The 14538-nt window shown below is 38.7% G+C and carries 8 protein-coding genes; 1 reads left to right on the forward strand and 7 read right to left on the reverse strand.

Annotation, left to right across the window (positions count from 1 at the left end; genetic code table 11):
• Positions 1–45: 45 nt before the first annotated feature.
• Positions 46–3459, reverse strand: coding sequence for a TonB-dependent receptor (locus BHV72_RS11725; RefSeq protein WP_122271672.1), 3414 nt, complete (start codon positions 3457–3459; stop codon positions 46–48).
• 130 nt (positions 3460–3589) lie between these two features.
• Positions 3590–4579, reverse strand: a complete 990-nt coding sequence (locus BHV72_RS11730) for a FecR family protein (RefSeq protein WP_022041856.1) — start codon at positions 4577–4579, stop codon at positions 3590–3592.
• A 293-nt stretch (positions 4580–4872) separates the two neighbouring features.
• Between BHV72_RS11730 and BHV72_RS11735 the strand changes: the two genes are divergently transcribed.
• Complete coding sequence (locus BHV72_RS11735) at positions 4873–5418, forward strand: RNA polymerase sigma-70 factor (protein WP_022041855.1); 546 nt, start codon at positions 4873–4875, stop codon at positions 5416–5418.
• A gap of 877 nt (positions 5419–6295) precedes the next feature.
• Here BHV72_RS11735 and BHV72_RS11740 read toward each other — a convergent pair.
• The 5 genes from BHV72_RS11740 to BHV72_RS11760 all read right to left on the reverse strand — a co-directional run bounded on the left by BHV72_RS11740 (position 6296) and on the right by BHV72_RS11760 (position 14473).
• Positions 6296–6895, reverse strand: coding sequence for a DUF2500 family protein (locus BHV72_RS11740; RefSeq protein WP_022041854.1), 600 nt, complete (start codon positions 6893–6895; stop codon positions 6296–6298).
• Between the two features lie 142 nt (positions 6896–7037).
• Positions 7038–8582, reverse strand: a complete 1545-nt coding sequence (locus BHV72_RS11745) for a LamG domain-containing protein (RefSeq protein ID WP_055173875.1) — start codon at positions 8580–8582, stop codon at positions 7038–7040.
• 30 nt (positions 8583–8612) lie between these two features.
• Positions 8613–9722, reverse strand: coding sequence for a sialidase family protein (locus BHV72_RS11750; protein WP_005681443.1), 1110 nt, complete (start codon positions 9720–9722; stop codon positions 8613–8615).
• Between the two features lie 12 nt (positions 9723–9734).
• A complete protein-coding gene (locus BHV72_RS11755) occupies positions 9735–11096 on the reverse strand; it encodes a RagB/SusD family nutrient uptake outer membrane protein (protein WP_229093680.1) in 1362 nt (453 codons plus the stop codon).
• 113 nt (positions 11097–11209) lie between these two features.
• Positions 11210–14473 (reverse strand): SusC/RagA family TonB-linked outer membrane protein, encoded by a 3264-nt coding sequence (locus tag BHV72_RS11760; protein ID WP_005677988.1) that lies wholly within the window; start codon positions 14471–14473, stop codon positions 11210–11212.
• Positions 14474–14538: the final 65 nt, after the last annotated feature.

Here is a 14538-nt window from a genome sequence, read left to right on the forward strand (position 1 = left end):
GTATATAGTATTTTTTTTGAATAATATTTTCATATCTTTAAGTTTTTAAAATGATACTTCCAATCCAACAGTCCAAGTAGCTCCAAGAGGGTATTTTGCCCCTGAATTACTGTTGCCCAACTCAGGATCCCACAATTTTATATTATCCCATACAGCCAAATTAGTTCCTTGAACATACAGGCGTAAATTAGTCATACGCATTTTTTTAATCATATCTTTACTGAATTCATATCCAAACTCCACATTTTTCAGACGTAAAAAACTACCGTCACGATACCACCAAGTACTTTTTTCTATGTTATGATCAAACTTGGCCGCATGTATACGAGGATATAACACATCCTGATTATATGGATTGTCTGCACTCCAATGGCTTAAAGCCTCCATACGAGCCGACCCACCTTCTACACCTCTGATAAAAGGCATAAAGTAGTTAGAATTGCTCATCAGATTGACAGTAGTCTTGCCTACCCCCTGAAAGAAAATGCCCGCAAAAAAGCCTTTATATTCCAGATTCAATCCAAAGCCATAGACCAATTCCGGATTGGTCGAATTCAGTCCATTTTCGTAAGTCATATCATACTCATTAATCAATCCATCTCCATTCAAATCTTTATATTTGATATCCCCGGGAGCCACGTTAGCGGCAGGTTTAGGCACATCAGCCTTCAGCTCATACAGATATCCTTCGGTAGAAGTAGTGGTTGTAGTAAAATCATCCGGCGTATAGAGCCCTTCCGCTATATAACAATAAGGTTGTCCTATAGATTGTCCGGTATAATTCTGATAATTATATTTAGAAGGGACTTCATCGTACTCTACGATTTCATTACGCACATATGTAATATTTCCACGAGCTGAAACTTTCAAGTCACCAAACTGGTGATTCAAGGTAAGACTTCCGTCCAAGCCCTTATTATCCACAATACCAAAATTCTGCCATGGATTAACCCGGAATCCCAATGTTTTCGGTACAATCTTTCGCTGAATCAGAATATCTTCACGTCTGTTGAAGAAATAATCGGCTGTAATATCAATTCGATTATCAAAAAATCCCAAGTCTACACCTACATTAAATTTTTTTTCTATTTCCCAACTCAAAACCGGAGCGGCAAACGTACTTTCTACAATACCATTGCCTCCACTAGGATTCCCACCCGAACTTCCTACAGGAATATTAAATGCATAACCGGAATCATTCGTTTTCAATTGTTCACGATAAGGGAATCGTGAACTAGGACCTATATTATCATTACCAGTCATACCATAAGAAGTACGCAGTTTCAACTTTGAAAGCCACTTGGCTGCGCTGTGGTTACGAATAAAACTCTCATTACTGATATACCAAGCAGCACCTACTGCAGGAAATATTCCCCACCGATGCCCTTCTGCAAAATTTTCACTCCCCGTCATACCAAAACTTCCTTCCAGCATATAACGACTGTCATAACCGTAAGAGATACGTCCCACAAGATTCTGTTTACGATAAGGCAAAAGCTTCAAGCCATCCACATTTTGATATTGCGTCTCTTTCTGGCTATAAACTAAAATACCATTTACGTCATGTTTTTCTCCAAACAGACGTTTGTAATTCAGCGCTCCTTCAATGTAAATTCTCTTTTCACCAGAAGTAGAAGATTTCACAGGATCAGATAAAGCTTCTTCTACACTTACTGATTGCATAATCAAATTGCCAAAGTCATCACGTTTATTTGAGAAAAAAGTAGCCGGTTTCTTCGTACGCTTCATGGACGAAGTAAAATCAGCATCAAAACTGACAGCCCCCCTTACTGATAATCCTTTGGTTATAAAATCCAACTTTTGTTCCAACTGTACTTTAGACTGAACAGAAGCGGACCAAGTTTTCGTATACCCGCTTTGATTCAATAAATTATAAGGATTGGTTCTCTGGTCCGCTTCCCTTGTCAACTGAGACAAAGAGCCATCTGAATAATAGAAAGGAATGATAAACACCGGACAAACGGTTATAGCGCCAAAAACGGCATCAGAACTGCTAGCAGACTGGCTTCGGGTTTTATATTGTCCACTTAAATCAATGGACAATTTAGTTGTGCTTGTGATATCCATATCTACATTGGAACGCAAATTAAAACGTTGTAACCCTGTATTGGCATTATACCCTTCGGAAGTATTAGAATCAAAAATCCCATCTTCTTTATAGTAAGCTCCTGAAGCAAAGAATTTGGTTTTTTCCGAACCTCCTCTGAAATTTATTGTATAACGTTGATTCGTGGTATGTTCTGACAACAATTCCATCCAATCGGAGTTAGGGTATAAGTCCAAATCCGCCCCGGTACGATATTTCTCCAATATATCCCGATCATACGTTCCTACAAAATCCAAAAACCTTCCCGGATTTCCGGCATCGTTCCATTCCGCCTCTGTAAACATATTCAAAAAGTTATATGAGTCCATCAATTCAGGTAATCTAGTGGGAGTTATAATGGAAAACTGAGCGTTAATATCCACTCGGGTTTTTTGTGCTATACCACGTTTAGAAGTGATAAGCACTACCCCATTAGCACCTTCCGCACCGTATACTGCCGTAGCAGCAGCATCTTTCAACACGGTAAATGTCTCTATCTCATCCACATCAATATCATTCATATCACGGGGCACGCCGTCAACTAAAATAAGAGGATTTGTTCCGCCCATATAGGAGCTTTGACCGCGAATCCAAAAAGACGCATCATCATTACCAGGTTCTCCCGAGCGTTGAATAGCAACCACACCTGCGACCCGTCCGGCAATCGAATTGGATAAACTACGAGTAGGAACAGCAATATCGGCCGGTTTTATAGAATTAATAGAAGCAACAACGCTTTCTTTCTTCTGTGAACCATAACCAATAACGACCACGTCATCCAAATTAACATTGCTTTCGGCCAATGTCACATTAATACGATCATCATCTCCGACAGTTTTTTCCACTCCTTTGTAACCAACAAAACGGTATTCCAACACCTGATTTTTCTTTGCTTCAATAGCATATTTCCCATCAATGTCCGTTAAAACTCCATTAACGGTTCCCTGCACAATGACAGTAGCCCCGATAACAGGGGCTCCCAAATCATCAACAACTATACCTGTTATTTTGCGTGAAAGCCCCGTACCTTTGGGAGTTTTTCCGATTCCTCTTTTCAGAATGATTTGTTTCCCTTTTATTTCAAATGAAATAGCAGTTTTATCCAGCATCTTACTTACAGCAGTCTGAATATTAGCTTTTTTAACTGAGAAACTCACTTTTTGACTGATATCAATCTGATTGACATCATAAAAAAAAGTATAATCACTTACTTTTTGTACTCTTTGCATAGCTTCCTGTAAAGAAACGTCTTTTAAAGAAAGAGTAATTCCACCTCCTGACTGAGCTGCTACCGTACCAATAAAAAGACAAAAGGTACAGAAAAAGGCACAAAAAAATTGTTTCAAATTCATGTTTTTCAAAAGTTACTAAATATTAAACAAAGCACATAAACATTCATTTATTCGAACATAATCCTCTAGAAAAAAGAGCATAACAATGGCTATCAGCTAGTATCCATAAATAAAAAATTAAAAGATTAAATCATTGATTAGAAATAAATATAGTATTCGAATCCATATATTCATACTGTATTGGATTGATAGAAGTTAGCATATCAAGTAATTCATCTAAAGTCTCATCATGCAAATGAAACATATAACGATAACGAGTACCAATAGAAGGATCTACCTTAATATTTTTACCAAACCTAAAAGAAAGTATTTTACAGATATATTCTAATGTACTACTATTAAAAGATATATCATTTGCCATCCACGAATTATAAATAGCTATATCTTCTTTTTTCACGCTCAGCTGACCGTTTTTTTTATTATATTCAGCAACTTCACCGGGAATTATGAACTGACTCTTTACTGTAGGTGATATCAGTTCCACCGAACCTTCCTCCAATCCAACCACAACATCTTCTTGAAACCGGGAAGCAGATACCACAAATTTTGTACCGTGCACTTTCACATTCAAATCTCGTACCTCCACAATAAAAGGATGATTTTTATCTGATTTAACCTCAAAAAAAGCTGCACCATTCAATTTTACCCTACGTTCTTTCCCAGAGAAATCAGACAAACAAGCCAATGTGCTATTCTTTCTCAACCACACCACTGTACTATCAGTGAGAACAATTTTAGCTTTACCTTCCAAAGAAGAATATACAGGCAATTGAATATCATTGTTTTTCATCGGTACTAGATATACAAGCAAGGAAAATCCTATTATTAAAAGCAAACTTACAGCAATGCCTACCCGCACCATACGATTCATTAAGAAATGACGCACTTTCTTTTTCTTTTCTACTTTATTAATCCGATTAGATATAAAAGTCCAATAATAGTCTTCATCAGGTTCATAATCCCGAACTTTAGACTGAACAGAATGCCAGACATGTGCCACAGATAAATAGATTTCTTTATGCAAATCATTCTGTAACCATTCTTCTAACAAACGGTTATCAGCTTCTGTCAGAGTATTACTTAACTTTGCAATAATTAATGTCCAAGGTATTTTATCCATACTACACCTATTTTTTCATTAAATTTTCGTCTCTTTATTAATAACACACACAACCCAAGAGCAACCCTATATCAAAAACCTATTTTTTTCAAATTATAAAAAATAAATCATTTCCTTTCTAATACTCCCAAAAACAATCAAGAGAAATATGTTTTTAGAGATAAACTGTTTATAGTTCTATTTCACACATAAAGTCCATCAATCCTTAATATACAATCCCCACTTTTTGATTTTTTTTTCTTTTTTTATTTGCGAATTACTTTTTTGGTATATATTTGCAAAAAGTATAATTTATGATAGATGATATTCTATGGATTAGACTAATCCAATCAGGTAACCAAGTAGTATTTGAACATTTATACAGAAGTTATTTTACACCATTATGCCGTTTCATATCGCTTTATATCGAAAACAAAACTGAAGCTGAAGAAATAACAGCTGAATTGTTTATATATGTCTGGGAACATAGAGAAAATATTGATTTCTCTTTATCTTTAAAATCTTATCTATTTCAATCGGCAAAGAATAGGGCACTAAATTATCTACGTGACAAAAAACAAAAAGTATCAATAGATATATTGAAAGAAAATTCAGACGAACATTATAACAGCGAAGAAGAATTGGAATTTAAAGAATTACAAAATTTAATAAAAGAAGCAGTTTGTCAACTTCCCACCAAATGCCAGACGATTTTTAAAAAAAGCAGGGAGGAGCATAAAAGTAATCAAGAAATAGCAGATGAAATGAATATCTCAATCAAAACAGTAGAAGCACATATCACTGCTGCCCTAAAAAGCATCAGAAAAAAATTAGGAGAAAAGTACTATTACTTGTTTTGAACCAGATTAACCGCATCAAAAACATACATTTCCGGAAACTAAGATTCCTTTTTAGGCGTTATCATTTTTTAATATTAGACATTTATAAATGCTCTAGCCAGCATAATTAATACAGATAAAATGAAATACTTTTTTCACAATGGCGCAATTTTTTGACTTCCCGACAGTCTATGAAAACATTATATAATAAAGAAAGTGGACTATCACCTGTATAAACTCGAAAGCATCGTCAAACGCTTGTACAAACACACAGATGAATAACCTACCTGATATGAGTTACCTTCTGTACCTCGTTTGTCCTTTTATTGAATTGACGATTCCAAATATCAAGGCACTTCTTTTATTTTCCAACAATGTCTTGTCCTCAAAGAACTATACAAATATAACTACTTTCCTATATGCAAACAACAAATTAGCGGTTTAAATTAACTTTTGTAAACCATATATAATCCGTACCAAACTTGAAATTTTCCTTGTGAATGTACTATGTCTTTTCTCGGAATATTTATTCATTTCTAGAGCGAAATTGTGCCCGAGGTTCAAGATTTGTTTTGTAATGTCTTGCGCATCCTGAACTTCATTGTAACGGCACTCCCTAGTTTTTAATCTGACTTCCGGAGCTATATATGCTCTAAAATCGCCTAGCACATTAAGAATAAAAATGTTACAATTTACATCACTAGCCCTTTACAGACATCTAAAAATACATCATTAGTTGTCATATCAATATATGTTATTAGTTAATACTGATATTATATACATAGATAGGAAGTGTCAATACGGTGCCCGCAGACAAATTTACAGATACGTATAATTAAAAAGAACCCCTTCCGAGAACGGAATAATTTACGATGTAGATATGTATATTAGTACCTTATTATTTTAAAACACCTGATGATATGTGCATAATGTTGTCCGACTCTCTATCTATATGAATGTCATTTTTTGTTATCACCGGAAACCCGAAGAATCCTTTCTGCAAAGTCAATGTCTTTGTTGCACCCTGTCGTGTCTTGTTATAAGTAGAGAGTGGTACATGCAATGTTTTCATAGTACCATTTGTAAAAGCTACTTCCAAATAGTACTCCTTACGTACACCGTCCGGTACATAACGCCTCTTACCTACCCGGCGGGTTTTCTTATGCGTCTCCTGATACTTCCTCTGCACTACAACTTCTTCTTCCTGCATGGAAGCAGGGTCTGCCAACCAATAGTTACCTACAAGAAACAGTGCATAACTCATAACTCCCACACATACCAAATGACACAAAAAATTAACTATTTTATTATCTCCGGCTGTCAGCCATGCCCACCTCATGTAGAAAGGAAATGTAGCAATAGCTATCATCAATGCCACTCCGACAGGTATCCACCACTCCGACAATGTATCTTCGTAAATTATATAGCCAATAACTCCTGAAATAAGAAGCAGAAAAAGCATCAGGACACGAAGAATTTGAATAAAAATATTTTTCATAATAATACTAAAATGTATCTGTTTGCAAATATACAAAGAAAAAATTCAGGTTAATGACAAATACAGTACAAGAAAAGGCAACTAACTCCCGATACCGATGAGCAAGTTGCCTTTAGACTTATATCAGTGAATATGATATCACTTATTTCATGCTATCATAAAGCGCTTTCGCTTCTGCTGCCGTGAATGCACGATTATACACCAGATAATCATCTATATAACCATCCATAAAGTTCTCATAAGAACGGGAGCCTTCTGCCCCTCTGTACATGGCACCGATGAAATAAGGCTTCCGATCAATTGGTTTCAAACCTTTATTGAGTGCTTCCGCTGCTTTTACTCCGTCAATATATAAATAGGTGCTTCCATTGGTATGAACACATACATAATGATGCCACTCTCCGTCTGTCATGGCTTTTGTCTTATAATCAGTCCAGTTTCCGGAAAGCCCAGAGTACTCAATGACATATCTTATAAACGGACTGGATTTTTGGAATCTAAACCAAGTCTGCTTATTCTTTCCGTCTGTACTTGCATTAGGACCGGCTCCATGCTGGAATACCCCCAGATTAGCAGCTGTTTTATTCGAAGTTTTCACCCAGAAAGAAGTAGTCACCGGAGTTGCCTGGAAATCTAATGCATCATTATCCGGCAACGACAAGAATGCATAATTCTGATTATCCTTACTTCTGAACTCAGCACAGGTAAATCCTTCCTTACGGGCAGGTGCATTAAAGTTGACATCCATATTATCTCCCAATTTAAGAATTTCCGGATGAATAGCATTGGGACCCATATCTTTACTGTCACCCTCGAACGGATAGAAAAGAACAATATCTTTACCCGGCAATACTGTGATATATCCTTCCTGTTCAGCTGTGGAAGTATTCATATCATTAGAAGCGACTAAAGTAACTTTATACTTACCGGCAGTTGAATAAGTAACAGTCGGGTTCTGCTCATTGGAAGTAGAAGGTGTTCCTCCTTCAAACGTCCAGTTCCAACGGGTAGGACGTCCCAAGCTAGTATCCTTGAATGATATGACTCCCCCTTCTATAACCATACGCCGGTCTGCCGTAATATCTGCAGCAACTGAATTCTTATCAATAATATTCAAATAATTCTCTTGCGTAAGCGTAGCCGTTGTCTTAGGATTAGTAACTGTTAATTTAACAGAGTAAACTCCCGGCTCAAATACTAAACTCGGATTCTGTTCCGTTGAGGTGACGGTACGGCCTTCTGCAGGAATAAATTCCCACAACCAAGTAGACGGGAATCCTACGGACATATCTGTGAAACTAATAGATTCATCACTCAATGCCTGAGTTTTATTGGCTTTAAAAGCTACGGTGATTTCATCCGGATATACAACTGTGATATATTTCAACATCTCAGTCTCCGCATTTTCCGTCCCCCGCCCTACTCTTAATTTTACGGTATAAGTTCCCGGATAATTATACACGATTTCCGGGCTGAACAGATTAGACACACTAGGTTCTCCACCTTCAAAAGCCCAATCCCAACGTACAGGTTCTCCAGCAGACTTATCCATAAAATATACCTTCTCCCCTGCGGATATGGTTTGCTTGTCTGAAATAAAATCTGCATTCAACAGTACTTGTTCCTCGTCTTTGCAGGCATAAAAGGTCCCGACACACACGAACAAGAAATATATTATCTTTTTCATATCAATCTATTTTTTAATTCTACGCATGTTTTATTGTAGCTGTGACAACTCAACATTCTGAAAAGCAATGCCTCCGATATTCTTGAAACCATATTCATATAATACCCCAATTGTACCGTCAGGATAACGGGCAATGTCCGAGTATCCTCCATAATCACTTCCTGTATAGGAATATTGCTTCTTCCAAGTTACTCCGTCATCCTCGCTCATCTTTAACGTGTTATTATTACGATTGGTCTGACTGTCAGGATTCGAGAACAGAATAATGCCTTTACCATCATCCCCCAAACCGTAAAAGAGTATGGAACCTTGGCATATAGGTTCTTTCAATGTAGTATACTTACACGAAGTCCATGTCAGTCCGCCGTCCGTACTGGTGGAGACCATCCTATATTTTTCCGTGTCAGACTGTTTGCGCATGTTCAACATTAAATCACCGTTACTTAATTCAGTCACAGTACTTTCATTCGTATAATCCACGTCCATAATACCACCCAAATGCCAAGTTTCTCCCTTATCATCCGAATATATCACATGAGAACGTCCCGCACCGGATGTAGTGGTATTATGATTACACGGCACTACAATTCTCCCTTTATGCGGCTCAAACTGTTTCACTATTCCATGGCAAGGCCCTGTAGCGTACCATCTATATTTGTCAGGAGTTACGGAAGCAGTTATGTCCTTTTCTTTCGCCCATGTCAATCCTTCGTCATCCGAATAAGTTACAAAAATTGAATTAGTTCCTGTTGCACCCGGATTCCAGCAAGATAGTAAAATGATACGATTGATATCCGGAAGATAAACAGGTACTTGATTACGACAACGATTTTCTCCATCATCCTTGACTGTTATTAACGGCCCCCAAGTTTTTCCTTTATCAGTGGAACGCTTTAACACGATGTCGATGTCCCCTTCATCTTCAGGACCATTGCGACGTCCCTCGGCAAATGCCAATATTGTACCGCTGTTAGTAATTACCATCGTGGGGATTCTAAAATAGGCATATCCTTCCCTATTGATGGAATAAGGCTTGCTCGTGGGAACCGGTAAAGAAGATATGCTCGGCTCCACATCATTACATGCCGTCGATATAAACAACAGGCATACCCATGCAAATATTAAGTTTAAATTTTTCATTGTTTCTATTTTTTAATAACCCTCAGTTTGTTCCAAATTAGGATTCAAATCAATCATCTTCCTCAAAATCGGGAAATACAATGGAGTAGATTTACCAACCAAATTAGGAATATAACTATAAATATCAATGGTACCCGCGTGATGTGCCCGCATCAGATCAGGCCAACGCTTCAACTCGAAACACAATTCCCTGCCGCGTTCGTCCAATATCTCTTTCTGGACCACTTTCTGGACCGTACTCCCGGTATACGCTCCGATTCCGGCACGATTACGGGTAGCGAACATAGCATCAATGGCTTTTTGTACATTGTCACCACCCAGATAACACAACAATTCCGCTTTCAACAATTTGACTTCGCCCAAACGATAAACCACGATATCATTATCATAATAACGGTCATCGGTATAAGCTGTCCCCCGAAATTTGTTCTGTGAAGTGAAAACTACCGCCCCTTTTGAATTTATAGCATTGATATAAGCTGACGAAGCCCGGTTGTCCTTGTCACTGAAAAGCGATATCAGACGGGGAGACGGAGCATACACGTGACGTGCGATTGTGGAGTTAGTGTATGGAATGTCTTCTTTGTTCACAATATCGTTAGTCAGCAGTCCGGCTGCGGCAGACATGGACAACGTAGACATATACATATTGTTATATTCATCTTTCTTCAGATAAATAGAGAAAATGATTTCGCTGTTTTTCTTGTTTGCCACATCGAAAATATCCGCATATTTATCCATCATACTCACACCGCACTTTTCCACTTCTTCCAATGCAGAAATCGCATCTGTCAAGTCATTCTTGTCATTACTCCGCTGAACCGTATATTTCCATGCCAGCGCTTCCGCTTTCAGACATAACGCAGCAGGTCTTGAAATCCGATTCTTATCCAAAATATTCGTTTCCGGGAAAAGATCGATGGCAGTCTGAACATCTGAAAGAATCTGTTTCATCACTTCTGAAGCCGTACTACGCGTCGGGCGTGACTCCTTATCATAAGATTCTGTCGGATTTAAAACAACAGGCACGTCTCCCCACATCTGAGTTAAAGTAAGATAGGCTTTTGCCCTAAAAGTATATGCCTGTGCCAAGATACGTTTCTTTTCATTTTCCAGTGTAAAGTCAATTCCCGGAGCATATTTGATTATCATATTGCAATGATGAATGTTCTCATAGAAAGTACGCCAGTCCAATCCATATTCTTCATTCAGTTCATGCTGATGCGAACGTGAAACACCGCCAATCACTCCCGATACCATAGCATCTCCACGATCTTCTCCATACAGGGTAGTACTGGTCATTCCTCTATAATCCGAATAAAGACCATTCAGGTAGCCTTTCACGTCAGATTCCGATTTCCAGTAATTTGCCATAGTTATTTCAGAAATAGGATCTATCTCCAATATAGATTCACAACTACCTAAGGTACAGGCAGTCATTATACTAAACATTATTAATTTAGCTCTCATCATCGTTTACTTTAATGTTACATTGTAAATTTTACAGAGAATATAAACTGACGCGGACGGGAATATTTACCGGCATCAGCACCAATTACTTCAGGAGTAAGTCCGTCATAAGCAGTCCAATATCCTAAATTATAGACAGCTGCCGTCAAGTCCAGCGTTTCAATCTTAGCGGCACGCAGCCACTTGGTACGCAAGGGATATGATAGGGAGACTTCACGAAATGCCAGATAATCACCTTTCTTTATATACAAGGTGTTGGCACTGCCACCACTAAAACCAATGGTAGAACTGCTCGGACGACCATGATTACGCTTTCCGTTATCCCAGTCAGACTCTACATCATAACGAGGAATAGAAGCTATATCACCCGGTTTGTGCCACATCTTGCTACTGGCTACATCATGAATCGTTGCAAAGTTATTCCGTGAATTTGCGTTCGCCTGTGCCCTGAAATGGTTATCAATCACATTTCCCAATGAGAAGTCCGTGGCAATCCGTAAAGTAAAATTCTTGTAAGTGAAAGTATTGTTGAAAGACCCCATCTTATCAGGGTGAATATATCCTACAAACACCATGTCTTTGGAATTGATGATACCGTTTCCATCCACATCACGCCAAATGGCATCACCTGCACATTTCCCTTTACCCAACCAACCGGAAGATACTCCTTCATCATAAGGAGCGTTGGCTGCATCTTCATCTGTTGCATAAACCCCGTCCAACTGATAAGCAAAACGGGAACCGAAACGCTCTCCTTCCGCAAATCCACCTACTTCAACATATTTTCCCAGTTTCGGGTCAAAAATGATTCCGCCGCCGGTACGATTCTTATCTGCGCCATTATTGGGTAACTTGCCGATAGTTGTTCTCCAAATCGAAAAATTGGCATCTATATTCCAACGGAAATCATGGGTTTGTATGGGAATCGCATTAATGGCTATTTCCACCCCTTTCGTGTTCAAGGAGCCGAAATTGGACTTGATTGAAGCAAATCCCGTTTCCGACCACAAATTCTCGTTCAGTAAACGGTTCGTTGTCTTTTTATAATAAGCGTCGAAAGACAGATTAATACGGTTATTCAGGAAACCGGCTTCAAGTCCCAAATCGGTAGAGGTTGTTTCTTCCCATAACAAATTGCGGTTCATAAGCACTGTATTCAAAATACCGGCTTCCCCTGCATAGTTTTTACCGGCTTCATAAGAGCCTTCCGTATTTTCCAGAGCAAGGTTGTCATATCCCGTTTTTCCCCAGCTGGCTCTAAGTTTCAAATTGCTGACTACTTTCGATAAGGGTTCAAAGAAAGCCTCACGATGCATATTCCATCCAGCAGATACACCCGGAAAAGCAGCAAACTTATGATTGGCGGCAAAGTGAGAAGAACCGTCATAACGAATACTTGCAGAAAACAAGTATTTCATATCATAATTGTAATTGACACGCCCGAAGTAACTATTCATCTTCTTCTCTTCAAAAGTGGAAGTAGTCTTGGCAGATTCCGTCGCAATACCGTTCAGCGTTTCGATATAATCTGATGTTCCGCCATAACCGGAACCACTGAAACGATACCAGTTATCATAAATATAGTTGCCACCGACCATCAAATCCAAGTTATGCTTATCCTTTATTGTCTTCGCATAATTCAAAATAAGATCATATTGATAATGTAGATCCATATTATGCGCTTCGGACACCGGTCTATTCTTCACCACTTCATTATACCTCTCGAAGTTATGGTCTTTACCCTCATTATTGGTATACGAGAACATAGGTTTGAGATGTAGCCCGGGAATAATCTCCCAATCCAGTTCGGCAGAAAGATTGATTCGGCTCACTCTGTTTTCTTTCTCCTGATAATAAACTTCGTGCAGACGAGTACGGAACGAACTTGTCAATTCACCCGGTGCCGGAGTTCCGTCTTCATAATACTGGCGCACTGTAGGCGGCATTTTGGCAGCCCTTGACATTACATTATTTTCATTAATGCCCGCAGTCGTTCTCATAGAGTAGTTTACCATACCTTTTACAGTAAGGTTCTTACGAATCTTGTAAGAAGCATTTGTAAGAAAACTCCAACGATTATAATGAGTACCTACAACAATACCATCTTGAGTGAGATATCCCAAACTCATATAGTAAGTCGCTTTCTCGTTGCCGCCACTGAAGTTTATATTAAAATCATGGTTGACTGGCGTTTGAAAGAGATTATCCTGAAAGTCCGTTTCCTTAAAAATCAACATCTTACCGGGATTTGCCGGGTCTTCCATCATCTCCCACCCCTGATTATACAACAGGTCTTCTACATATCCTTGACCATAATTGGCAATGTAATCATCCAGAAAAGCGGTCGTATTCAAAGCATTTCGTTTATTAGCGGTACTCATTGCAAACGTACCTGACAGATATTTATCCGGATCGGTTGCATGCAGTGCAGCCGTACGAGTTGCGGTCAGATATTCACGGGCACCGGACAACGGCATTCTTTTCGGCTGGTGGTCTACAGACAATCCATAACTGAAAGAGATACTCCCTTTACCGGCTTTTCCTTGTTTGGTTGTAATCATAACAATGCCACGAGAAGCCTTTGAACCATAAATGGCTGTTGAAGCTGCATCTTTCAATACTTGTATGGTTTCTATATCCGCATAATTAATATCCTTCATAGTACGAATCACGCCGTCAATGATTACCATAGGAGAATCACTTTCGGGCGCAGTAGTCGTTCCGCCACGTACTATAATCTGAGGGTCAGCCCCCGGTTGGCCGGAATTTACACGGATTTCCATACCCGGCACTTTTCCCTGTAACATTGACATCGGATTTCCTGTCGGCGAAATTGCCATATCTTTTGAATCCACTTTAGTAATGGCACTGGTCAATGCTGCCTTGGACTGTTTACCATACCCGATAACAACAACATCTGATAAAGCTACCGAACTGCTTCTCATCGTCACCAGGATATTGTTCCGCCCCTTTACCGGTATTTCCTGTTTTTCCATTCCTACAAATGAGAATACCAAAATACCGTCTGCCGGAGCAGTGATGGAATATTTTCCATCCAAATCTGTTACTGTTCCTTGTTGAGAACCTTTCACTAAAACCGAAACCCCTATTAACGGTTCTCGTGTATCGTCCAAAACAACTCCGTTTACTGTTACCTTCTTTTGTTCTATACCCAAAGCCTCGAGCGAAGCCGAGAATGCAGGTATACAAAAAGAGAGGATAACCAATAAGATACCCGACATGCGGAGTAGCTTACTCTTTAAAAAAAATGCATTTAACATAAATTGTAGATTACAAGTTAATAACTCTAATTTCAGGTTTTTCTATTTTCTTGTTTCATATATTA

The organism is Bacteroides sp. 43_46, assembly GCF_001915455.1.
Lineage (GTDB): Bacteria > Bacteroidota > Bacteroidia > Bacteroidales > Bacteroidaceae > Bacteroides > Bacteroides caccae.

What these genes read in the sequence shown, in the direction of transcription:
- BHV72_RS11745 (WP_055173875.1), bottom strand. Translation starts at nt 8,582, where the DNA reads ATGAAAAAGATAATATATTTCTTGTTCGTGTGTGTCGGGACCTTTTAT.
- BHV72_RS11760 (WP_005677988.1), bottom strand. Translation starts at nt 14,473, where the DNA reads ATGTTAAATGCATTTTTTTTAAAGAGTAAGCTACTCCGCATGTCGGGT.
- BHV72_RS11755 (WP_229093680.1), bottom strand. Translation starts at nt 11,096, where the DNA reads ATGGCAAATTACTGGAAATCGGAATCTGACGTGAAAGGCTACCTGAAT.
- BHV72_RS11730 (WP_022041856.1), bottom strand. Translation starts at nt 4,579, where the DNA reads ATGGATAAAATACCTTGGACATTAATTATTGCAAAGTTAAGTAATACT.
- BHV72_RS11735 (WP_022041855.1), top strand. Translation starts at nt 4,873, where the DNA reads ATGATAGATGATATTCTATGGATTAGACTAATCCAATCAGGTAACCAA.
- BHV72_RS11740 (WP_022041854.1), bottom strand. Translation starts at nt 6,895, where the DNA reads ATGAAAAATATTTTTATTCAAATTCTTCGTGTCCTGATGCTTTTTCTG.
- BHV72_RS11725 (WP_122271672.1), bottom strand. Translation starts at nt 3,459, where the DNA reads ATGAATTTGAAACAATTTTTTTGTGCCTTTTTCTGTACCTTTTGTCTT.
- BHV72_RS11750 (WP_005681443.1), bottom strand. Translation starts at nt 9,722, where the DNA reads ATGAAAAATTTAAACTTAATATTTGCATGGGTATGCCTGTTGTTTATA.